This is a genomic window from Erythrobacter longus (genome assembly GCF_000715015.1).
Lineage (GTDB): Bacteria > Pseudomonadota > Alphaproteobacteria > Sphingomonadales > Sphingomonadaceae > Erythrobacter > Erythrobacter longus.
The window spans coordinates 74,904-98,811 of sequence record NZ_JMIW01000003.1 but is presented as its reverse complement, the minus strand read 5'-3'; the positions used below and the strand labels follow the sequence as shown (position 1 = coordinate 98,811).

The 23,908-nt window shown below is 57.5% G+C and carries 16 protein-coding genes; 1 reads left to right on the top strand and 15 read right to left on the bottom strand.

What is annotated here, in order from left to right; translation table 11 throughout:
• Positions 1 to 30 precede the first annotated feature (30 nt).
• From EH31_RS07735 to EH31_RS07710, 6 genes are all read right to left on the bottom strand, one after another.
• Positions 31 to 4,488, bottom strand: a complete 4,458-nt coding sequence (locus tag EH31_RS07735; RefSeq protein ID WP_051699061.1) for a multiheme c-type cytochrome — start codon at positions 4,486 to 4,488, stop codon at positions 31 to 33.
• Positions 4,489 to 4,544: 56 nt separating this feature from the next.
• Positions 4,545 to 6,470: a hypothetical protein gene (locus EH31_RS07730; protein ID WP_034959592.1), complete on the bottom strand. Its 1,926-nt coding sequence runs from the start codon at positions 6,468 to 6,470 to the stop codon at positions 4,545 to 4,547.
• Between the two features lie 3 nt (positions 6,471 to 6,473).
• Positions 6,474 to 8,450, bottom strand: coding sequence for a heme-binding protein (locus EH31_RS07725; protein ID WP_034960041.1), 1,977 nt, complete (start codon positions 8,448 to 8,450; stop codon positions 6,474 to 6,476).
• Positions 8,451 to 8,452: 2 nt separating this feature from the next.
• Entirely contained in the window at positions 8,453 to 9,790 is a 1,338-nt protein-coding gene (locus tag EH31_RS07720; RefSeq protein ID WP_034960040.1) for a multiheme c-type cytochrome, read from the bottom strand.
• Positions 9,791 to 10,187: 397 nt separating this feature from the next.
• Complete coding sequence (locus tag EH31_RS07715; RefSeq protein WP_034959590.1) at positions 10,188 to 11,321, bottom strand: acyl-CoA dehydrogenase family protein; 1,134 nt, start codon at positions 11,319 to 11,321, stop codon at positions 10,188 to 10,190.
• A gap of 32 nt (positions 11,322 to 11,353) precedes the next feature.
• Complete coding sequence (locus EH31_RS07710; RefSeq protein WP_034959589.1) at positions 11,354 to 12,550, bottom strand: acyl-CoA dehydrogenase family protein; 1,197 nt, start codon at positions 12,548 to 12,550, stop codon at positions 11,354 to 11,356.
• A gap of 202 nt (positions 12,551 to 12,752) precedes the next feature.
• On the opposite strand from EH31_RS07710, the gene EH31_RS07705 reads away from it, so the two are divergent.
• Positions 12,753 to 13,310: a phosphoribosyltransferase gene (locus EH31_RS07705; RefSeq protein ID WP_152553508.1), complete on the top strand. Its 558-nt coding sequence runs from the start codon at positions 12,753 to 12,755 to the stop codon at positions 13,308 to 13,310.
• Here the strand turns inward: EH31_RS07705 and EH31_RS07700 are convergent.
• Genes EH31_RS07700 through EH31_RS07660 form a run of 9 tightly spaced genes read right to left on the bottom strand, consistent with a single transcriptional unit; the run spans position 13,307 to position 23,876 of the window.
• Positions 13,307 to 14,512 carry a NupC/NupG family nucleoside CNT transporter gene (locus EH31_RS07700; RefSeq protein WP_051699060.1) on the bottom strand — a complete coding sequence of 402 codons (1,206 nt, stop codon included), beginning with the start codon at positions 14,510 to 14,512 and terminating at the stop codon, positions 13,307 to 13,309. The two genes, EH31_RS07705 and EH31_RS07700, sit on opposite strands and share 4 nt — an antisense overlap.
• Positions 14,513 to 14,532: 20 nt before the next feature.
• Complete coding sequence (locus tag EH31_RS07695) at positions 14,533 to 15,693, bottom strand: RuBisCO large subunit C-terminal-like domain-containing protein (RefSeq protein WP_034959586.1); 1,161 nt, start codon at positions 15,691 to 15,693, stop codon at positions 14,533 to 14,535.
• Positions 15,694 to 16,716, bottom strand: coding sequence for a transketolase family protein (locus EH31_RS07690; protein ID WP_034959584.1), 1,023 nt, complete (start codon positions 16,714 to 16,716; stop codon positions 15,694 to 15,696).
• The gene (locus EH31_RS07685; protein ID WP_051699059.1) at positions 16,704 to 17,657 is read right to left on the bottom strand and encodes a transketolase; all 954 of its coding nucleotides are present in this window, start codon (positions 17,655 to 17,657) and stop codon (positions 16,704 to 16,706) included. Before EH31_RS07685 ends, EH31_RS07690 begins: the two co-directional genes overlap by 13 nt.
• The gene (mtnA, locus tag EH31_RS07680) at positions 17,647 to 18,702 is read right to left on the bottom strand and encodes an S-methyl-5-thioribose-1-phosphate isomerase (RefSeq protein WP_034960038.1); all 1,056 of its coding nucleotides are present in this window, start codon (positions 18,700 to 18,702) and stop codon (positions 17,647 to 17,649) included. Before mtnA ends, EH31_RS07685 begins: the two co-directional genes overlap by 11 nt.
• Complete coding sequence (locus EH31_RS07675; RefSeq protein WP_051699058.1) at positions 18,692 to 20,035, bottom strand: amidohydrolase family protein; 1,344 nt, start codon at positions 20,033 to 20,035, stop codon at positions 18,692 to 18,694. Before EH31_RS07675 ends, mtnA begins: the two co-directional genes overlap by 11 nt.
• The gene (locus EH31_RS07670; RefSeq protein WP_034959582.1) at positions 20,032 to 20,895 is read right to left on the bottom strand and encodes a purine-nucleoside phosphorylase; all 864 of its coding nucleotides are present in this window, start codon (positions 20,893 to 20,895) and stop codon (positions 20,032 to 20,034) included. The genes EH31_RS07675 and EH31_RS07670 overlap by 4 nt, the downstream gene beginning before the upstream one ends.
• On the bottom strand, positions 20,896 to 21,399 hold the full coding sequence (locus EH31_RS07665) for a DUF6702 family protein (protein ID WP_051699057.1): 504 nt from the start codon (positions 21,397 to 21,399) through the stop codon (positions 20,896 to 20,898).
• Positions 21,399 to 23,876, bottom strand: a complete 2,478-nt coding sequence (locus EH31_RS07660) for a M1 family metallopeptidase (protein WP_034959579.1) — start codon at positions 23,874 to 23,876, stop codon at positions 21,399 to 21,401. The genes EH31_RS07665 and EH31_RS07660 overlap by 1 nt, the downstream gene beginning before the upstream one ends.
• Positions 23,877 to 23,908 lie beyond the last annotated feature (32 nt).

Genomic DNA, 23,908 nt, shown 5'->3' with positions numbered 1-23,908 from the left:
CACGCCCGGCCAGTAGCAGGACTGCGCAGCTTAGCCGCCGAGGTCAGGCTCATCCTCAGCCCGCGCCTCAGGTGCTTCTTCCTCACGGCGGACCGCCACATTGGGGCCAAAGCCGCTTCCCACCCAGCGGTTCATGTCGACATCATCGGTGACCTTCCATGGCACACCGGCTCTGGTAATGAAGAGCTTCTCCATCTCAGCGCGTGTGAATGGGCGTGAACCAAGCCGACCAAACACCGCCATCTGCCCGCCCGTTTCATCCACCGCGCGGTCACGGTCGAGGCCCTTCGAGAGCGCGAGCGCAGGCGAAGGTGTCTTCGCGTAAGAAACAAGCTCTGGCACTGGCGCGGGGCTGAAGCCGTAGAAATTGCGCTGGCTTTCAGGACTGGTCAGCTGAAGCACTTTAAGACCGTTCACCCCGTCCGCGACATAGGCGAACAGCGACGCATTGGTGGAGCCAACGATCACATCCTCTGCATCGTTTAGCGTCCCGTCCAGCGTGACCTTTTGATACAGTTTTGGCGAGCGCGGGTTCTTCACATCGAAGATCATAAGGCCATCGCCCTTAGCTGCCACATATGCATAGGTGCGCGCGACATAGATCCGGCGAGCATCGGCAATAGGGTACGTCGCCTCTGGTACAGCCACAGGATCGCCCATCTCTGTGACATCAAAGACCTTGAGGCCGTCATTGTCAGTCACCCAAAGATAGCGGAACTGGACGGTTGTCGCGCGTGCACCTTGAAGCGGAATGACTTTGGTCACGCGCGGTGCAAGGCAGCTCTCAGCCGGGTTTGCAGGATCGATCTCGCACTCATCCACATATGGGGTCGCGGGATTATCCGGGATATCTTTGGGCAGATAGACAACCACAAGGCCAGCGTCCGCCGTGATGTAGGCATAGTCGCCTGCAAGGGTAATATGGCTTGCTCCGTTTAGAACACCGTTCGGGTTCCACGCATCCACACCGCCGGGGAATTGTGCCCGGTCAAAGAAGTTGTTGCGGAACTCGCCATCGTTCAATGTGTTCACATCGACCGCGATCAAGCCCTCTTGAGCATCGGTGATGAACGCATAGTCATAGATCGGGCTGAACGGTTGTTCCTCATTCACTTCGCGCATGCGGGCCGTGTTGCGCTCTGGCGCAATAGGCTGGTTGGTCGCAACCGCCATACAGGTCGCATCCTTGGTATCGACATGCGTGTCGTGGCCAAGCGGTGAGAAAGGCGCTGTAAGGATGCGTTCTGAAATGCCTTTGTTAGCAACCGAGGCGATATCATAGGCACGAAAACCGCCCTTGCCTTCAGCCACGAAAAGATATTCGCCGCGCATCTGAAGGCAGCGGACCTCATCGCCTGTGCCCTCATGGACATTGACGAATTCTTCGAACGGCTTGGTCTCGCCTGAGATATCGCCATCGAACGCTTCACCGCGCACCCAGTTCTTAAGCTCGCGGCCATTGTCCTCGACATGGCGACGCCAATAGTCAGGGTAGGAATAGCGGTGGAGGTATGAGCCCAGCACAGCTTGCGGTTCGTCATACTCGGTGACGCGAACTGCGGAAATCCCGCCTTCGAGGCCGGTGAAGGCGTGCATGCCGACGAAGTTCACATAGTTTGTGCCAAGAAGCAGGAGCTGCGCCATGATGGCGTTGTTGTCTTCTGCTTCGGCAAGGTGACAGTCAGAGCACTGCTTCGTCTCTGTCTTCCTCACCGTGTGCGGGAAGTGCGGTGCGAACGCCTGTGACGAGAAGCCAATCGCCGAAATCGGCGGCTGCTGCACATAGATGCGCTCGCGGTTGATGTTGGTGGAGGACAATACAAGCGCCGAGGTTGAACGCACCGGCGCAGTTTGATTGCCCTTTGTCGTCTGGTGCTTGCCCAGCTGGAACATCTGATCGCGCGCAACCTGCGGGTTATAGGTTGCAAAGTTCCTAGTCGAACCGCCTTCATAGCGGTGCGATTTGGTCTTCCAGTTCGCCTCAATCGGCAGGTGACACCCGCCACAGCTGGTCGTCCATGAAAGGTGGCAGGTAAAGCACGCCATATTGTCATCATCGTGCGCGCGTTCGCCCTTCGCGACGCCTGTGCCAAACTCGAAATTGCCGGTTTCTGCGCCATAGACGCTCATCAGTTTGGAGCGCGCAGCCTTGGCGTTGAAGGTGGAGGCGTTCGGGTCGACCGAGTCTTTGACAAGGCTCATTTCCCACTGAAGCTCTGGATCAAGAATGGAGCGTTGGATCAAAACCCGCTCGCCGTTTTCTTTCTCCATCCACTCAAAGCGGCGCTGTCCATCAGGGTTGCGCAAAAGCGCAAGGTTGTGCCCTTCGGGCGGCGCAGCAGGGCCGCTGGTTCGAAGCGTTGGATAGGCGTCTGCTGTACCGTGGCAATCCTTACACCCGATCTCGATCGCATTGGCGACTTCGCCATAGATGAGGCCATTGCCGTGCGTGTCTTGCTCATAGTGGCAATCGACGCACTGCATGCCGACCTCAGCGTGGATGCTCATCATATGAACGGCCGTGCCAGGATTGTTAGAGCCGTTTTTCGCCGGGTCTTTTTCGACCTCGACAAATTTGCCCTCGCCGTCCTTGCGCCAGCGCTGACGCCAGCGGTTGTCGTGATAGGCTTGTTCTTCAGGAGTGTCGGTTTCCGGATTGCCCGGGCGCAGAATTTCGCCTTCTGCATCCAGAAGATTGCCGTCGCGGTCGCGTTTGAAGATGCCGCGGAAATTCCAGCCGTGGCCATGATAATCGGCAAATTGTGTGTCTTCGAGCTCTGGGTTGAGGTCATAGACATTGCGCAGGAAGTCCACATCGGCCCACATTCCGCGCGCAGCGGCCCCTTCGGGGTTGCGGTCCATGATCGCACGCACTTGCTCGGCAGTTGGGAAACGCTGCGTTTTATAGAACGTCTCGTAGTCCTTATCTGACATGCCGTGCGGGCGCGGTGTTTCGTTTTCGGGGCCAGGCCACATCTTGGGCGCGTCGCTCTCATAATCCCACATGGTGTAGCCAAGGTAGGAATTGAGGAAGATGTTAGGCTGGTGCATGTGACAGGTCATGCACTGCGCGGTTGGGATCGCGCGGGTAAAGACGTGTTTGAGCGGGTGGCCTTTTTCGCGCTTCGGCTTGTCGCTGTGGGTACCGTGACCATCATCATACCCCTCTTCGGCGTGATCGTCGGGACCTTTCAAAGCGCCGTGGCCGCCAGCACCATCGAACGAGCTGTCTTTAAGACCGCTTTCGGGCAGGCCGATGTCTTTCTTGTAACCGTGATGCCCTGCTTCGCCAGGATTGCGACCACCACTGGTCACGCGGCTGTAGCATTGAAGCGCGGAATTTGTGTTCGCTTCTGGATTGATGCACGGATCGGCCGTCACCGTCTGACCATCGCGGCCATATTGCGCATAGGTGAGGCTGTGACGCGGCTCGCGGTCATTGGCATAGATTACGTGACAAGAGGCACAGCCCGAATGGCGATAGTCACCGGGCTGATCATTGGTTCCCATGAACCATGTGAACGGATCGTTGAGGCGCGTCTTGTGAATGTTGAGTGCCGGGATCGCCACGCGAAGACCCGTTCCTGGACCACGGTTGGATTGTTTGAGGTCAGGGCGACCAGGCTCTTCGAGAAGCTGAATCCGGCCCGTGATATTGGGTTGGCCAATCTCTGGGAACTGCGAGTTGATGGTCCGCCCACCACGCTCAAACACGCGGAAGACGTCTGCAGGCGGGATCACGTGCCAAGTCGGAAGCGGGTACAGCTGTCCAAGGACGCCTCGCGCCTTTTGTTCCTCGGACAGCTGACCTGATGGATCATCGCCTGGCGATGCGATCACGCTGCCAACGCCAGCAATCGTCGCGCTGTCGCCAGCGCGGGTGTACGCTTCACCCAGAATGTAGTTTTTGAAGGGCAATATGCCGTTGTTGTAAGTCGCACCGCCCCACAACATCGCGCCGGTTGCCATGATGGAACGTTCAGCGCTCTCAATCGCCTGGATATGGCACGAACCGCAAGCTTCCCGCGCAACGCGGTAGTCCGATGGGTTTACGAATTTGATGAACTCTGGCGCTTCTTTATTGAGCAGTGCGTAAGAGCGTTCAGGGTTCGCAGACGATGGAAAGTGCCAGCTGTCAGGATATTTGGGAAGCACGTGCGCCGTGTCGCGCGCAGCCAGATAATCGGGGTGATCGTAAGGAAGCGATGGATTGCCAGCGACGCTCGCATTGCCGCCGTGACAGTCCACACAGCCCAGCACCACGGCAGGCGTTTCGTGCATGGTCGGCGCATCGCTTGCGCGGTGACAGGTAAGGCACCCTTCCGATTTTGCATCCGCATCGGCCTGTGACTGACGCGCGGGCGCCGGCGCTGAGATGACGAGGCTGTAATTGCGCTTTGTCGGCTTTTCCTTGTCAGCGGCCTGCGTCTCAGCTTGAAAAACCGAAAGACCAAGGATCAGCGCCGCAACAGCCAAAAGAACGTGCATCGGCGTAAAGAAGCGAAATTGTGAGCTTTGGCTCGTCAAGAATTTGCTCCTTACCATCAGTAGGTCAGCGTCAGGTTAGCGAGGATGGAATAGAAATTGCCGTCATTGCCGAGGTTGTCGAACAGATCCTCGAACCCTTTACCTGAAAGCAGGGTCGCCGCAGACAGGCGGAACACGATGTTCTGATTGGCTTTGGGCCGCCATATCGCGCTTGCCGAAAGATCATAGCCGATCTCGCTTGGGATGCTCCCTTCGATCCGGAAATTCTCAAGCGTCGCAGTGTCCTCAAACCACAAATGGTTGGCATTGGCGGTAAGGCGAACTTCTGGTGTCAGATCAAAGTCTGCGCCCACGCCCACCAGCCACAAGCCAGGGTTGAGGAAGTTCGACTGCCCCTGCTCTTTGGACGAGCGCAGCGTATTCAAAATGCCGTTGCGGCCATTGACCGAAATGACCCGGCCACCGCCTGCAAAGGGTAGAGTCTGCCTGATCCAATACGACGTATCGGCCCCTGCAAATTGCGGGTTTTCAAAGATCGCATCGAACCCGGTGTGCGTGTCATCAAAGGGGTCGCTGTCGCCACTTTGATAAAGGCCCGACAGACGAAAACGCATCCAGTCCCGGTCATAGCTGATCTCAGCGGCCGCAAACTGCGCATTAATGTCAACAGGCTCGCCCGTAAGGATGGAATTGCGATCTTCGCCAAGCGCCCAATAGGCGCTGCCGGTCAGATTGATCCGGCCAATGCGGCCATCGACATTGTAGCCAAGGTAGTAAACGTCGTAATCGCGCCCCCTCAAATCGCCAAGAAGCGCGGGGCGCACAGGGAAGCCGTTGGTATCGATCTGGATATCATTGGCTTCGCGGTTGCGGTTGTAGGCGACCGTAAACTGGCTGGTCAGAGCCGGGATCAGGAAATCCTGACGGTAAACATTGGCGATAAAGACGAAATCATCGCGCGGCGTTTTCGCGACCGAATTAAGGCCGCTGTTGGTGTCTTTCTCAAGCCGCCAAAAACCGGCCAGATTAAACTGAAAGCGGTTGTTGTCCCGGTTACCAAACAGACGTACGCCAAGCTGTTGATCCTGAAAAAGGAAACCGCGGAAGTCGGCCTGAAATGGCTGAATCCCTGCGCGGATCGAGATAAAGTCGAACCGGTCGCGGTCGTATTTGGTAAAGTGGTAATCGACGAAAGCTTCCTGCACACCAAGGAAATGATCCAGACGGTGGCTGGGGCGCGAAGGCTCCACGAACAGAACTCGCCGCTCTGGCACATCGACATAGTTGACGTTGTAGGCCAGCGTCAGACGGTACTCGATGCTGGGCGGCTTGTAAGCGGTCGATCCTTTGAGAAGCGCGGCGCCCACGATGAAAGTCTGTGACAAGACGGTCGAGAAATCATTGCCGAATACGTCCAGCCGGTCGGGGTCCTCAGTCGTTTGAATCCCCACCGGGATCGGGAAAGTGCGCGGCTCATACACTGTGTCGCTGATCGCATTGAGGACGAAGAACCAGTCGTTTTCTTTAATCGGAAGCCAAGGAACCTTGTCCGGGTTGATCGGACGGTCGCCCTTGTAGGTGTTCTGATTATAGGGGTCGAGCAAGGCCTCCTTGATCACAGGATTGCCGTTGATGTCAGTGACATTGTCGATCAAACGCCAGCGATCAGGGATCGGAACTTGATCGGGCGAAAAGGCTTGAGGTGGCGGCGCGCGCACGGCCCCCGGATTTTCCTGTGTCACACGCTCTGGCAAAGGGGCAGTGTAACCGGGACGCTCGCGCCCTTCGATGACCTGATTGTCGAGATCTTCGGCCTCTTCCTTGGCCGTCGTGTTCAACCCCTCACGGTCAATGCTTTGATTGTGCTCGGCCCCATCCTGCATGCCCTCAGGCATCTTATCGCTCACTGGCGCGGTTGCAGGCTCCGCACCGGGAGTGGCCTGCATCAGGATCATGAACGGGAGAAGAGAGACCGAACTCATCGTCTAGAGCCCCTCACACACATTTTGCGACGGATCATCGAGGAACGGCGCAAACGGGCAGTTGATATAACGCAGCCGAACCTGACGTGAGCCCACTTGCACCACGATGCGGTCCGCGCGGATTTCTTTGGGAGCATTGTTGATCGTGCCCGTTCGCACCCCTGCGTTGTGGAGACCAAGGAAGCTGATCATGTCATCCTGGTCGATACCATCGCCCGACACGCCAATCCCGCCGATAAGCTGATTGCCGCGATAAACGGGAACCGAGCCGGGGAAGATTTGAATGCCATTGCCCAGCCTCGGCGCGCCAGCAATTTGCGGCAGTTTGGTGCAGCCGCGCACGGTATCTGTGGTCGACTGCCCAAGGACGAATTGCAGGTGTTCAGCAAGGTTTTGTAGAACCAGAGCTGACTGCAATCCGGTCGAGAAGGGATTAAATTGCTCAATCGGGCGCGAAAGCGGACCATTGGGCGTGCCCAGCTCGCCATCTGGGAAATACGGCCGTGCAAGGTTGCCGCCCGACCTGTCGGCGAAGGCAAACGTACCCGTCAGAACATTGGGATCACCCAGAAAATCGCGTACCCGTTGAACATATTGCGGCACCTCAAGGTCGCCTGCCAAAAGCTCATTGGCAGCAAAGGACGCTGAGAAGAAATTGGCGGTCCGCGCTTTTTGCAAAGACACATCAGACCCGAAAATCGGAGCATCGGCGGAACGCACAATGCCGAGGATCTGGCCGCGCGTATCGACAAGGCTCAATGTGACTTGCGCCTGGCTATCCAATGGGCGGCGGATTTGCGCGCGCGAACGGGCGATCACCTTGAACGCCTCTTCAAGGATTGCGGTGGCCTCATCTTGCGTGATCGGATTGCCAACATCCGCGCCGTCCGTTCCAGCACGAATGGGGAAGCGGTTGTTGCCCGCCCCATCAGACATCACGAACGCACCGCCAAGCGAAAACTCGGTATCGGTCGCAGGGCGAATGCCCGATGCCTCAGAGCCATAGGCCGTGCCAGCGACAATCGCACCGGCATTGTAACCATTTACCGGAACGACACTGCCCGCTGTTCCAGCAAAGCTTGCCCCGGTCACGCTGGCAAGCGCGTTGTAAGTCGCATCAGTGTAGCGAAAATTGGTGCCGTCCGCGGAAATGCGATCCGCCCGGATTTCCACGGGCGCTTCGAACCCTACGGTACCAGCGAGCGCGATGAACTCGTCCACGTCATTATCGACGTCGAGAACGTTGGGGTCGAAGGTATAATCAGGGTCGGCCGCAACGCCTATGCCGCCCACGACAACGCCGTTCTTATAGAGCGGGAAGCCGCCGGGATCAGCCGAAAGCCCCAATGGCGAGCGCTTAGGTCCAATGAGGCCATCAATCGCGCGCGCGGAAAAGTCGGAGCACGGAAGCTGGCTGAACTGCACACCGAAAAGCGGACCGCTTTCGAGGCCTAGCGTGGTTGGTGATGGGGGAAAGTGCTCTTGCACGATCTGCGATGCGACACGGGTCGAAAAGGCGTTGCCTGCGCTCGACAAATACGCACCCGTGATCGCCTTTGCGATAGCGGCCCCCGCAGCAGGTACATTTAGCCCCTGGATATCGACATCCTGCCCATTTGGCGCGCCGGGAATAGCGACAAAGTCGCGTGCGCCGGGCATGGCAAACACGCCAAGCACATTGCCCACGCGGTCTGTGACCGCAATCGTTGCTGGAGCACCTTGCGAGCTCGCTTGAGCAGCTGCCTGCGCAATGATTTGCTGAACTTCCGCGACACTCAAACTTTCTTGAGCGGGCGCTGCGAACAGATCACCTGGAGGTGCAGTTGTAGGCGTCGGTGATGGAACGGGGCCAGCCGTCGGACCTCCGCCAGAAGGCGTGGACGAGCCGCCGCCCCCACACGCCGATACCGTCAGCGTAAGGGCCAATAGCGGCACCGCCACCAGAGATTTCCATCCCGCCGATTTACGTCCCCCCGGCATGATCATTTCAACCTTCGGATAGAAGCCAGAGCCGAAGCAAGCGACGTGCGGAAGTCGGCCGGATTATAAGAATTGGGCTCTTCAACCGCTTTGTATGCGCGGTTGATGCTCGCCCGGATACTGGCAGCAGCGCCCGGTGTGACACGCCCGTTGGTCACAAGACCGTTGAGAAGCGTATCCACCGCCATCACCGCCTGCACTGACCCCGAATAATCGGTGAAGCGCGGGCGCGTCGCGTTATTGCCAATGATGTCGATCACTTCGAAAGCGTCTGCATTGCTGTAAGCCCGCTGGCTCAAAGCATCGGAAAGCGCGCCTGCTCTGCGCGAGAGATCCTGCGCAGCACTGCGCGGGTCCTGACCCTTCCCGCCAAGCGCGCCGTGGAAGTTGCGACTGGCCTGCTTGAATTCATCAGCCTTGCCCGGAACAAGCGCACCAGCAACCGCTGAAAGCATGATGATGTTTTCATCATTGAACGGCGCATTGCCGAACGGAATGGGCCGCCCTGGGTTCTCTTCAAACGTCAGGCGACGATTGGAGGAGTCCTGTATCTGGCGGTGACACGAATGGCAGTCGAAGAAGTAATATTGCGGGAACACCCCTTCCATCGCAAACTTGGGATTGGAGAAGAGGCCAGTTGCACGCTTTACCGCTTCGGCCTGACCAACCGCCCAGAAACGCACTCCATCAGGGGCGCGTTTGCGGCGCTTGTAATCGTCGTCGATATTGTGGTGCTGCTGAAGCGCACTGAAAAGGTCGAGCTCAAAGGACACACGCGGGTGACCTGCCGCCATCATGGAGTGCGTTACAAACTGCCCCGGTTTGGTCGATCCATAATGGCAATCAAGACAGACTTGAGCGCGCACTTGCGGATTTTCGAGCGGGGTCAGACCATCGGCGACGTTGGATGCGTGGGTTGCAGGCACGGCATAGTGGCTGGAAAGCCATTTTTCGGATGCGCCATGACAACTTTCGCAGCCCACTCCATCAGATAGCTGAAAACGTGCCCCGCGCTGAGCGCTCGGCGCGAACGTCGCGTGGCAACCAAGGCAATCCTTGGCCTGAGTCGCATCACCCAGCCCCAAACTTTTCGCGATCTGCTGACCACGGCGGCCAGCAAGGACGGCATAAGCACGGCTGTGTGCGCCGCTGGGTGAGGAAGGCTCTTGCCAGGTTGCGATCTCATCCTGACGCACCACTGCGCCATTGCCTTCGGCGCGGCCGTGGCATGTGGAGCCAGCGCAAGAAGCGACACCTTCGAAGGTGCCGCTGCCCGAGGCGGTAACTGACGGAAAGATTGCAAGAAGCCCAAATGCCGCAATCACGCGCACCGTAGACATACGAAGTGCAGCAGCGTTTGCGCGGCGCAGCGGGGTCAGGAAACCCCAATTTGGCTTTAATACTGTCATCTCTTCCCCCCCAGGAGATGCGCTAACTTTGCCTTTTTTGAGAGCAGGCGCAAGCCCTAGCTCGAATAGCCGCCCTCAGTTCTTGGCCCATCCGCGCTGGTTGGCAGTTCTTCCACACATCGCCCCGAACGGACAAGCCTGAAACTGAGCAATTAACCATACGGATGTTACAAATCACAACCTCTCAAGCTTTCCAAGAGGATGCAAGCCTTCATTCGTGCTTAGCACCGCAGTGGATGCAAAAAAGTGACACAGAACACAAAAGCCCCGAAGCATCGCGCTCCGGGGCTTTCGAATTGTCAGGCTATGCCCTGATTATATGAGAAGATCAGCTCGCCAGAGCGATATGACGCTTCATGTGATGGTCGATATTGCCGAACTCAGAATCGAATATCGTCAGACGCTTGAAATAGTGCCCGATGGCATATTCATCGGTCATACCATTGCCGCCGTGGATCTGGATCGCTTCTTGTCCCACATGGTGCGCAGCTTGCGCAACGCGGACCTTGGCAGCGGACACCGCCTCCTTGCGGGTACGCTCATCAGCATCGAGGCGAAGGGTCGCAAGATAAGTCATCGAGACCGAGCATTCATACTCAGTGTACATATCGACCATGCGGTGTTGCAGCACCTGGAAACTCGCGATTGGAACGCCGAACTGCTTGCGCTGCTTGGCATAATCAAGCGTCATCGCATGGGCGACTTTCATCGCGCCGCAGGCTTCTGCGCATTGTGCTGCGATAGCTTCGTCCGTGACGCGCTCGATCAGGGGGAGGGCGTTGCCCTCTTCACCGATCAGAGCATCTGCGGGAACGCGCACGTTCTCAAAGTAGACTTCAGAAGCGCGGCGCCCGTCGACGGTGGCGTAGTCGCGGGTGACAATGCCATCAGCCGACTTGTCGACGACGAAAACAGAAATGCCTTGTGCGTCAGTGCGTTCACCACCGGTGCGAGCTGTGACGACAAGGTGACTTGCCCAAGGTGCGCCAATCACGACCGCCTTGTGGCCGTTCAGCACATAGTCGCCGCCATCTTTTTTGGCGGTGGTCTCAATATTGGCAAGGTCATAGCGACCGCGCGGTTCGGCATAAGCAAAGGCAAACACACGCTCACCAGAAACGATGCCGCCAATATGCTCTTCCTTTTGTGCCGCGGTGCCGGCGTGTTTTAAGAATCCGCCTGCGCACACCACAGTCGGGACAAATGGCTCGACCACAAGGCCTTTGCCAAATTCTTCCATGATAACCATGGAATCAATCGCGCCGCCGCCAAAGCCGCCGTCTTCCTCGCTAAATGACATGCCAAGGATGCCAAGCTCAGCGAGCTGGCCCCAGATGGCCTTGCTCCAACCTGCGTCACTTGCGATCAGCTGGCGGCGCTCTTCTGGACCATATTGCTCACGAACCATGCGCGACAAACCATCGCGCACCATGTCCTGTTCTTCGGTGAAGTTAAAATCCACGGTTTCTTCCTCTTCCCTTTAGTCTTCGCGCCTTACAGGCCGAGGATCATTTTCGTGATGATGTTGCGCTGAATTTCGTTCGACCCGCCATAGATCGAGGTCTTGCGCATGTTGAAATAGGTCGCGGCGGAATGCTGCGCATAGTCGGGACCGATCGGATATTCGTTAGAGCCGATATCCGCGATCGAGCCATACATTGGCGTGCCGTATGAACCGACCGCCTCAAGCGTCAGTTCGGTAAGCCGCTGCTGAATTTCGGTGCCCTTGATCTTGAGGATCGAGCTTTCCGGGCCCGGACCTTTACCCGCCTGTTCGCCTGCGAGCGTGCGCAATTCGGTGATTTCAAGCGCGGCCAGATCAATCTCAAGCTGGCTCACCTTGCGGGCAAAATCGAAGTCTTTGATAAGCGGCGCGCCATTTTGTGTTTCAGACGCAGCGATTTCGCGCAGCTTCTCGACACCGCGTTTCGACCGGGCAACGCCAGCAATTCCGCTGCGCTCGTGCGCCAGGAGGAATTTGGCGTAGGTCCAGCCCTGGTTCTCAACACCGACCAGGTTTTCAACTGGCACACGCACATCGGTAAGCCAGGTTTCATTGACCTCATAGCCGCCATCGATGAGCTTGATCGGCTTCACTTCGATCCCCGGCGTTTTCATATCAACAAGGATAAAAGAGATGCCTTGCTGAGGTTTCGCCGCATCAGGATCGGTGCGGCACAGGAAAAAGCCCCAATCGGCGTGCTGCGCCAAAGTTGTCCAGGTCTTTTGACCGTTGATCACATAATGATCGCCATCACGTACAGCGGTGGTCTTGAGGGATGCAAGGTCAGACCCTGCGCCCGGCTCTGAATACCCCTGACACCACCAAACATCACCGGAAAGAATGCCGGGAAGGTGCTGTTTCTTCTGCTCTTCATTACCGAAGGTGTAGATCACCGGCCCAACCATCGAAACGCCGAAGGGAAGCGGCATAAAGGTGCCAACGCGGGCGTTTTCTTCTGACCAGATGTAACGCTGTGTCGCGTCCCAGCCCGTGCCGCCATATTCGACCGGCCATGCAGGGGCTGACCAACCCTTTTTGCCCAAAATCTTGTGCCATGCGGTCATGTCTTCAGGCGACATGTCTTCACGGTTGCCCATGCCCTCAAGGTGCTTGGGATGGTTTTCCTCGATAAAGGTGCGCACTTCTTCGCGAAAGGCGTTCTCTTCGGGCGTGAATTCCAGATTCATGCTCTCTCTCTCCAAATGGGTCTGTGGTTGTCCCCGTCCTGCCACACCTTACGTAAACGTCAAGGGCTGTTTCGTCGCATTTCAGGCACGTCGTGTTCTATTCAAAGCAACGCGCGTGGCCTATGCTTGGATGCAAGCTATCATGTATGGCCCAAAGCCGTAAGGGAAGCGGGCGGTTTGAGCTATCGGGGCGACAGATATAATGATCTCAAAAACATTCTTGAGCGCGGATGGATTGCTCGAAGATTCCTTCGTGCTCGGCGACCAGATTATCGAATCGGGATTTTATCCCACCCATATCGTAGGCATCTGGCGCGGGGGCGCGCCAATTGGAATCGCGGTGCAGGAACTGCTCGAATATCGCGGACACCCGTGCGACCATATTGCGGTGCGCACTTCGTCCTACACAGGGATCGACCAGCAGGACAAAGTGGTGAAGGTCCTGGGCCTCAACTATCTTATCGACAATCTCGACCGCGAGCATTCGCTGCTGATCATTGACGATGTCTTTGACAGCGGCCGCTCCATCGAAGCGCTGTTGCGCGAGCTTTCCACCAAATGCCGCCGCAATCTGCCTGAGACGATCAAAGTCGCGACCGTGTATTACAAACCTTCGCGCAATCAGACGGAATTGACACCCGACTTTTTCGTGCATGAAACCGACGATTGGCTGGTATTTCCGCATGAATTGCAGGGGCTCACGGATGATGAAATCCGCGAACACAAACCTGCCGCAAACGTGGTGCTCGCCAAAGGTTAGGCAAAGCCTCCCGCTGCAAAGATCACGCTTACAATCGCGGCGCTGGTGAAGTTTGATAGTGTGCCTGCAAGAAGCGCTTTGATACCAAGCTTGGAAATCTCGGCCTTGCGTTCTGGCACCGCTGCACCCAGCCCCGCGATCAGGATCGCGAGCCCGCCAAAATTGGCAAAACCACACATCGCAATGGTGAGCGCAATCTGGCCTGCTGCGCTGAAACTGTCGGCGACCGGCGCAAAATTGGCATAGGCTAGAAACTCATTCAAGACGACCTTTTGACCCAGCAACACACCTGCGCGCGCCGCTTCCTCCCACGGGACACCAATGATGTAGGAGACGGGCGCAAAGGCATAGCCGATGATGAGTTCGAGGCTGAGGTCGGGGAAGCCAAGCAATCCGCCGACCCCTCCTAAAATGCCATTGAGCAAAGCGATGCCAGCGATAAAACCGATCAGCACGGCAACAACGCTGATCATGATCTGCATCCCCAAAACCGCGCCATCGGTTGCCGCTTCAATCAGGCTTGAGGCTTTGGAAAGGCTTGCTGGCTGGGTGTCATCACCTTCCCCCAAGTCAAACGGCGTTTGCGTCTCTGGCACCAGAATGCGGCCAAAAAGTATGCCTCCTGCTGGCGCCATGAAAGCGGCGGTCAAAAGCAGATCACTGCGGATGCCAAGCGCAGAGTAAGCGACAAGGACAGTGCCTGCGACGCTTGAGAGACCCAATGACATCATCACGAACAATTGCGCACGCGAAATCTTTGGCAAATAGGGCAGGACGGTGAGCGGGCTTTCGGCCATGCCGACAAAGATATTGGCCGCCCCGCAAGTGGATTCGAGGCGAGATGCCCCGGTTAAAACCCGCAAAGCGCCCCCGATAATGCGGATCACCCAAGTCATTACGCCGATATGGAACAACACCGCCATGATGGTGGCGATAAAGATGATGACGGGGAGCACCTGAAAGGCGAGGACCAGCCCCTCCGCAGGGTCCGCAAGCGGGCCGAACACGAAACCGATCCCTGCATTAGCGTAAGAGATTGCTTCAACCACTCCGGCAGAAAGGGTCTGCAAAATCGCCTGTCCAACGGGCGTCACCAACGCGAGAACCGCAACCGCAATTTGCAAGCCGAGCGCTTTCGCCGCGTTAAGGTAGTGAATGGCCCCGCGCGCCTCTGACAAAGCCACGGCAAGCGCAAGCAACACTACAATTCCAACAAGTCCAATCAGCGCACTTCTCCCCCATCTGGCACATTGGCAAGTGCGCGAAGCTTCCAGCAGTTTTCTTCCAGAGTGCCCGCCTGTTTGTGCAAGTCCCCGCCCATCAGATACATCACATCCTCGCCGTAAAATCGCGCCATGTCGGGCACATTTTCGAACGTCATCCCCCCGCCTGGTGATGGGACGATCGATGCAAAATGGTCCATCGGATCAGTGCAGCCCGCCATGATCGACCGGCACTCGCCAGGCGAAAAGGCAAAACGCCCGCCAAAGTTTGGAAAGATCGATACATCCATTCCAACAAGGCGCATCACCTGCCCAAACATGGCGTAATGCGAAAAACCGTTCGTGGGAGAGACAACATAGCTTCCCATCATCGCAGGGTGCCCAATCATGGGAAGGCCCAACGCATCATCCTGCGCCAACCGGCGTGCCACATCAAAACCGATCAAGGCAGGCGCAATCAGAAGCGCGCCTGCGCCTTGTTCTTTTGCCCAAAAGGCCTGCTCGACAATCTGTTCGGAAGGGCCGGAGATCATGGGGGCATAGACCGTGTTTCCTCCCGTTTCGGCGTTGGCCCGCGCCACTGCGTCACAGCACTGGGCCACCCTCTCACGGAACGGCGCAAAAGGCTGATTGGCAAGGCCATGGTCGTCCTTCACAATATCAAGGCCTCCGCGCGCAAACTCATAAGCTTGGGCGGCAAGCCGGTTTGCTGGAAGACCTTGCGGTTTTAGCGCGGTCATGAACAGCGGGCCCTTGGGCGCGGCAAGCGTTTCCCGCAGGCCAGCAATCCCAAACCGCGGCCCCTTGAAAACACTGGCGAGAGACTGAGGCAAAGCAAACCGCTCCACCCGCATTTGCGGGAATAGCGAAATGTTGCCGTAGATAAGGTTGAACAGCTGCGGCAGGTTAAACGCAGAACACTCCACCGCATAAGAAATGTCTGCATGGTGGAGACGCTCTTCCACTGCCTCAAACCGTTCAATCCGGCCAAAGATGTGGTCGCGAATGCCATCATCCCCGATCAGCTCAGGCGGAAACTCAATGGTCTGTTCGGTGGTCGCTTTCTCAGCGATTGCCAGTGCATCCTTGGGCCCTGCGTGCAGCGAATATGTGACGGTTAGCCGCTCACCCGACACCGCAACCTGGGTATCGGCAATCATCTAGAGCGCTTCCGCTTTGGCATCAGACGCCGCGCTATCTTGGCGCGTGGCTGCGATGTCGGCGTCCGTCACCTTAAGCTCGCGCCCCATAAGCGTGCCCACTGCTGCCACCAGCGCTTTGGCATCAAGGCCATATTCGTCGAGCAAATAGGGAAGGCTCGCCCCGTGAGCGTAGGTATCATTAAGGCCTAGCCGGATCAGGCGCTTACCAATGCCGTGGTCGGTCATAAGCTCGCTTACCGCTGTGCCCAGTCCGCCCGTTATCAGGTGGTTTTCCAAGGTTACAACACCATGCTCGCATTCCTGCACGGCGGCCAAGACTTGCGGGTCATCAAACGGCTTATGGGTCGAGATATGCAGGTGGCGCACCGCAATGCCCTGGCGCGCGAGATAATCGGAGGCGCGCATGGCTTCTTCGGTCGTGATCCCGGCGGTGAGGATCGCAACGTCTGAACCGCTTGAAAGCACCCTTGCTTTGCCGATCTCCATCGGTTCGCTCTGCGGGAAAAGCCGGGGCATTTCTCCGCGCAGGAAACGCACATAGCAGGGGCCATCGACGCCGTGACTTGCGTCCAGAACGCTTTCCACTTCGGTCGCATCGCCCGTTTCAAGGATCGTCATATTGGGCACCGCACGCATGATTGCCACGTCCTCAATCGCTTGGTGCGTCACCCCGCCCGGCGTCACAATGCCGGGCAAAAATCCGAAAAACCGCACCTTTAAATTGGGATAGGCAATCGACATGGCGAGTTGATCATAAGCCCTGCGGTAGATGAATACCGAGAAGGTATGGATGAAGGGCACAAGCCCCTCGCGCGCCATGCCAGCGGCCACCCCCATCATGTTCTGTTCGGCCATTCCCATGGAGAAAAAGCGGTCAGGATAGGTGTCGCGCCACTGTCCCACTTCGCACGAATTGGTAAGATCAGCGGACAGCACCACGACCTCGGGCCTGTCCTTGGCCCAGCGGATGAAGTTTTCGACATGGGGGCGTTTTACGAGTTCTGTGCTTACCCGTTCCATGCTGCACTCTCCGCTTTCAATTGTTCAAACGCAGCTTGGTAGCGCGCGCGTTCTTCGTGAGAGCCGAAACGCAGATAATGGAGCACGGGCCGTTCATTCATCAATGGCACACCTCTGGTGGGATCAGTCCGGGCAAGGATGAACAGTGGGCGATCGGGCGCGCGGGTTTTGAACGCTGCATCCATTGCCGCCATATCGTGCCCATCAATATCAACCGCCTCACCGCCAAAAGCGCGGATGCGCTGCGCCAATGGTTCCACCGTCATAACGCCTTCCATCGGCCCGTCGCATTGCTGCGCGTTGACGTCCACAATCGCTGCGAGATTGCCGAGTTTATAATGCGAGGCGCATTGGATCGCCTCCCAGGTCTGACCCTCCTGAAACTCGCCGTCGGACATCATCACCCACACATTGCCCGCCTCATCACGGTGACGGCGTGCCATGGCAACGCCGATTGCCTGACTAAGCGCCTGGCCAAGTGAACCGGTGGTTGATTCAACCCCGGGCGAATGCTCCGCGCCGATCAATTCCACTTTTGAGCCGTCTTTGTTGAACGCCTCCAACGCTTCTTCGGACAAACGCCCGCATTCAATCAAAGCGACGTAAAGCACCAAGGCATAATGCGCAGGCGAGAAGTAGAAGCGATCAAAATCAGGGGTTCGGGGGCCATTGTAAAGCCCGCCATTGGTATAGCCCGGATTGTCCGCACCCGGATTGCCCGCAAAGGGTTCCGGCACCAAAGGAGCGATGCTGCCCCCGATGTTGAGCCCGCGTGTGTAAAGGTAGGAGAAGATTTCCGCCGAGGAACAAATCTGGCTCAGATACCCGCCATCGTTGCGCATGACGTAATCAAAGCCGCGCACACGCATTCGTTCTGCCATGCGCTGGGCGCAGGCGAGCCAGTCGTCATTGGCAAGAGCGGTGGGGGCGTCACTTGCCATCGTGTTTGTCTTTCATAATCCGCATCAAGCTGTCCTCAAAAGGCGGCTTTGCAATGCCAAATTCGGTGATGATCCCGCTGATGAGGCGGGCCGGCGTTACGTCGAACGCGGGGTTGTAGACGCCTGCGCCCTTCGCTGCGACCCGCACCGCGTTGATATGTGTGATTTCGCCCTCATCGCGGGTCTCAATCTCGATACACTCGCCAGTCTGCGTCGTCATATCGATGGTAGATGTCGGCGCGCACACATAGAACGGCACGCCATTATCCTTTGCCGCCAAGGCAAGAGCATAGGTGCCGATCTTATTGGCTGTGTCGCCATTGGCCGCCACCCGGTCGCATCCCACAACGCAAAGGTCTGCGCCTTTGGTGCGCATGATGTGGGGCGCAGCGCCATCGACAATCACAGCATGGGGCACGCCATATTGCATCAGCTCCCATGCGGAGAGTTTAGCCCCCTGAAGCCGGGGACGCGTTTCATCGAGATAGGCAAAAACCTCGTGCCCGCTTTCATGCGCTGTGCGGATAACGCCAAGAGCAGTACCAAGATCAACCGTGGCAAGCGACCCTGTGTTGCAATGGTGGAAGAACGTCGCTCGCTGCGGGACCACTTCCATCGCGTAGCGCGAGATCGCTTGATTGACGGCGACATCTTCGGCCTCAATTGCCCGCGCTTCGGCAAGAACGCTCGTGCGAAGGCTCTTCATGCTGGTGGCAGCGCCGATCACGCGGGCCATCCGGTCAAGCGCCCAGAACAGATTGACCGCAGTCGGGCGCGAGGCGCGCAAGCTGTTATCTGCCGCTCGCAGGTCCTCGCGCAAATCTTTCAGGCTCTCAGCTTTGCTTCGCTTTGCCGCAGCCACTATTGCGTAAGCCGCCGCCACTCCAATCGCGGGCGCACCGCGCACTTTCATATCGCGGATAGCATCACAAATGGCGTGTTCATCGGTAAGGTCGAGATAGACAAGCGTGTCGGGCAGACGGGTCTGATCGATCAGGCGCAAGACGCCTTTATCCTCGATCCACTCGATGCTTCTAAACGCCAAATTGCCCAACCTTTTGATCCAAAGCGATGGCTTTGGCGATACAGTCAAATTGGTCAAGCACGGCGTCAAATCCCTCCCACGCAAGGACACGGTCTTTCACGATGTGGCGCCCGCTCGCAAACACATGGGCAACATCATCGCGCCCTGCCGAATAGACAAGAGCCGCATAAGGGTTGAAGACAGGCCGCATATGGAGCCCTTTGGTGGAGACGACGATGACGTCAGCGTTTTTGCCAGGTTCGAGTGATCCTGTGTGCTCACCCATGCCCGCCGCTTTCGCGCCAAACCTTGTCGCAAGGGCCACCGTGTCGCGGTCGCTAAGCGCGCCTGGCTTACCCGAGTTAACCGACTGCAAATTTGCCGCCAGCCGCATGGCCTTCCACATGTCGAGATCATTGCCAGAGGATGGGCCATCAGTGCCAAGCCCGACAGGGACGCCAGCTTTCATCAGGTCGCACACCCGCGCGATTCCAGAGGCAAGCTTGGTGTTGGACTGCGGGTTGTGAATGACGCTCGCGCCCGCTTTGGCGATGAGGTCAATGTCGCTGTCGGAGAGGTGGACGCCGTGTGCAAGCTGGCAGTTGCGATGCAATAGCCCGGTGCGATCCAGCACCTCAATCGGCGTTGCGCCGCCATAACCATCGCGCACCAATTGCATCTCGCTTGGCGCTTCGGAGGCGTGGATATGGACAGGCAGATCAAGCGCCTCAGCCATACCGGCAAGCTCGGTCAGCTTTTCCTCATCCAAGGTATAACATCCATGGGGTGCAAGGGCGGGAAAGACACCTGCCGCATCACGCTGCCGCTCTGCAAACGCCGGAGCAAACCCGGTGCGCATCGACCATTCGGCAAGATCATCATAGCCGGGAAAGGCGACAAAGACCGGCCCTGCGACAATCGACATATGAAGCCCGCGCGCCGCGCGGACCGTCTCGTCCGGGTACCAATACATATCGACAAAGCTGGTGATCCCGCCAAGCGCCATTTCCGCGCAGGCAACCGCCGCACCGATATAAACCGTCTCGGGCGAGACGTAGTTGGTTTCTGCATGGCTGAGCTTTTCGAGGAAAGCATCGAGCGTGACGTTCTCAGCATAGCCGCGGAAAAGCGTCATCGCCGCATGGCAATGGCCATTCACAAGACCGGGCATGATAATCCCGCCATCTGCGTCAATCGTTTCATCGGCCTGATAGCGAGCGGCAAGGTAGCCCGCTGCGCCGCATTGAATAATCTTGCCGTCCCGGATAACCACCGCGCCATCGGCAAAATCGGTGAATGCCTCATCCATTGTGAGGACGTGGCCGCCTGTAATCAGCGGATCGACGCGTGTCACTTCGCCGTCCCGGCAATGCGCGGGAGGAGCGCATTCACAAAGCTTGCAAGTTTTGGACGGATCAGTTCGGCTGCCTCCCACACTTCCTCAGCATTGGTGATGTGGTCATCGTCCAGACTGCTAACCGTTTTATTCGTGACAGTGCTGATCGCAAGCACCTCCATTCCCGAATGGCGCGCGGCGATCACTTCGGGAACGGTGGACATCCCAACAAGGTCTGCGCCAAGTGCACGCATAGCGCGGATTTCGGCAGGGGTTTCAAAGCTGGGCCCGGTTACAAAGCCGTAGACCCCGCTTTTCAGGTCCACGCCTGTCTCACCCGCAACCGCCATCGCCTCGCAGCGGAGCCGTTTTGCATAAGCATCATTCATGCTGATAAAACGTTGCCCAACACTCTCATCATTGATGCCGCGCAGCGGGTCATTGCCGGCAAGTCCTGCAAGGCTGAGGTGATCTTCGATGAGCACAAGATCGGTAACCAAAAAATCCTCACGGATGCCGCCAGCTGCATTGGTGAGAAGCGCGGTTGTTGCGCCAAGTCTTGCCATCACCTGCATCGGTAAAACGACGTCTTGAGGTGTGTAACCTTCGAACAGATGCATTCGCCCCTGCATTGCAACCACGCGCACACCTGCAAGAGTCCCGATGTGCAGGACACCCTTGTGGCTGGGCGCGGTGGATGAGGGGAAATGGGGGATCATCCCATAGGGAATAGCGACGCCTTCAATCGCATCAGCAAGATCGCCCAACCCAGATCCCAGCACCAGCGCAAGGCTTGGCACCTGGCCGGTACGCCCGCGAATAAAGGCGACCGCTTCATCAAGGCGTTGCCCCAATGCTTTTGATTGCGCGGTTTTCATCTAGCGCAGCACCGCAGTCTTGGCCCCATCGCCTCCACGAAAGACGAGTGTTTCAGGCGAGGTCCCGCGACCTACATTCACGCTGTTGGTTTGCCTCAACCAGATATCGGTGAGCACCTGCGAGCGGATCGCGAGCTGTGTCCCCGGCCCCGGCGATGGACCTTCCTGATAGACCAGCAGGCTCGCACCTTCAATCTCAGTTCCAAGCACCGCTAGCTCGAGCTCGCGCCCATCGGCAGCAATCGAAAAACGCTGCGCTGCATAGCGGGCAAAGGCGCGGCGGCTTTCGACATTGCCTTTGATGTCGGCGCTCTTTTGCCCCTGATGGCGCAGTGCGTGTTCGGCATCATGCAAGGGGATGGAATGCACAACCTCAATCATGCCAGTGCGCGGATTATGCTCCACGCTGGTAATCGCAGCCTTTTGTTGATGCGCAGCTGCCGGGACAGCAGCCCCAAAAGTGATTGGCGCAAGCATCAAAAAGGCAGCAATCCAGCGCAGCATTATGGGTTACTCTCTTCTGACCCTTCACCTTCGGAGGCCTCTTCCTCAGCGGCCTTTTTGGCGCCTTGTTGAACCTCAGCCATCAGGTCACGACCCGAACGCGAGGTTGGCTCAGGGCTTTTGAACGCCTCAACCCGGCTGTCGATGATTTTGCGCGGATAGTGGTTGTTGTTGATGTCCGCATCCGCTGTCTCCCAGTCAGGATCAAGCACCACTTCGGAAAGCTCCTTGCCCTTGGGGAATATCAAAAGTTTGGAAACTTCGCGCGAATTGCGACGCCAGATTTCCGCCGGGATGTGCATGCGCTCTTTCGAACCATCGACAAAGTGAAGATCAAGGATGATAGGCATCACAAGGCCACCAAGGTTGGAAAAGCTGAGCACGTAGTAATTGGCGTCTTCTTCCACCGCGCGGTCGAAAACCTGCCGCTCCCAACCCTCGAGCCCGTCAAGAAAGCTTTCATACTTCTTGGTGTCGCGCGGGGTGACAGTGAACTGGTCGTTCTCGTCATAGAAATCAGTAACGCCCGGATTTTCAAGCACCCAAATCGGCACGCCTTGTTCACGGTTAAGGCGCACACCAACCTTCTCAGGCTCATTGGCAAGCTCCTGACGGCGGCGCGCAAGGTCGATGTCAGGGTTTGCGGTATCAATACGCAGGCGGTGAATGCTGTCGAGCGAGATATCAACGTGGTCGGTGGTGAAGAACCAGCCGCGCCAGAACCAGTCGAGGTCGGTGCCCGAAGCCTCTTCCATCGTGCGGAAGAAATCGGTCGGCGTTGGCCGCTTGAACTTCCACCGCCGCGCATATTCGCGAAGGGCAAAATCGAACCGTTCGCGGCCAATCACCGTATCGCGTAGGATGTGATAAGCAGCCGATGGCTTGCCATAAGCGTTCGGCCCGATGTTCAGAACGCTGTCCGATTGCGTCATGATCGGCACTTGCTGGCTCGACGTCATATAAGGGATGAGATCGCGCGGCAGACTGCGGGTCCATTGGATGTCGGGGTCCCACTCGTATCCAGCCACGCTGTCGAGGAAGGAGTTGATCCCTTCATCCATCCACGTCCACTGGCGCTCGTCCGAGTTGACGACCATCGGGAAATAGATGTGCCCGATCTCGTGGATGACGACGCCGATGAGGAAGATCTTCTCGCTCTCAGAGTACGTCCGCGAGCCATCATCCTGAAGCGTCGTGCGCGGCCCGTTGAAGGTGATCATGGGATATTCCATGCCGCCCACCGGCCCGTTCACCGACTGCGCGGTTGGGTAGGGATAGTCGAAGGAATAGCGCGAATAGACTTCCATCGTGTGGACCACGGCAGCGGTTGAATATTTGCGCCACAGCTCACCGCCTTCTTTGGGCCAGAAGGACATCGCCATGACGGTCTCTTGCTCCGCGCCCGGCTGCTTATGAGCCTGCGCATCCCAGATGAACTTGCGGCTCGTCGCCCAAGCAAAATCGCGCACCTTTTGCGCGGTAAAGCGCCAGGTCTTGGTGCCGGTCGGGTTGGAGCTTTCATTGGCGAGCGCCTCTTCAGGCGTGACGATGAACATGGGCTCATCGGTTTTGTTTCGCGCTTGTGCAAGACGTTGACGCTGGGTCGCGGTCAGGACGCTCGTGGGGTTTGCAAGGACGCCCGTTGACGAGACGATGTGGTCGTTAGGAACCGTCATTGCGACATCATAATCGCCAAATTCGAGCGTAAATTCACCGCGCCCCAGAAACTCCTTATTGTGCCATCCCTCATAGTCGGAATAGGCGACCAGCCTTGGAAACCACTGCGCGAAAAGGAAAAGGTCATTGCCCCCTTCGCGAGCGTCGTCGGGAAAGTGCTCATAGCCGGAACGGGCAAAGATCACGTTCTCTTCGACAATGTTGTACGCCCAATCGATATTGAAGCTGACGCTTTGACCGGAGCGCAATGGCGTGGGCAGATCAATGCGCATCAGCGTGCCGACAATCGTGTGATCGAGCGCGCGTCCGCTGGTGAGCTGAACACGGCTGATGTCATAGCCATAGGTGTTATCGGCAAGCGCTTGCTGACGGCGTAGCTCTTCCAATGAAAGGCGCGCAGGGGCGCTGCCATTGCCCAGAGAGCGCGCAGGACCGCGCCTGCCCGGACCACCAAACGTATCGGTCAGCTCAGCCATGGAATCGGTGCGGAAACGGTTCTGATCAAGCTGCATCCAGATCCAAGGCAGAGTGTCAGGCGAGTTGTTCTTATACGTGACCGTCGCACGCGCGGTCAGGCGGCGGCCATCTTCGTCCAGCGTTGCATTGATGCTGTAATCGGCTTCCTGCTGCCAATATTGGTGACCCGGCGCACCGCTTGCATTGCGATAGACGTTTGGATCGGCCAGCACCTCGTCCAATTGGCGAAACTTGTCTTCAAAATCGCCCTTGGTTTGCTGAATCCCTTGAGCAAGGGCCGGAGAAGAAACCAAAAGCGCAAGGAGGAGAACTATAAGACGCAAGGCACATTCCTAAGACTGTTCGAGTGACTGAC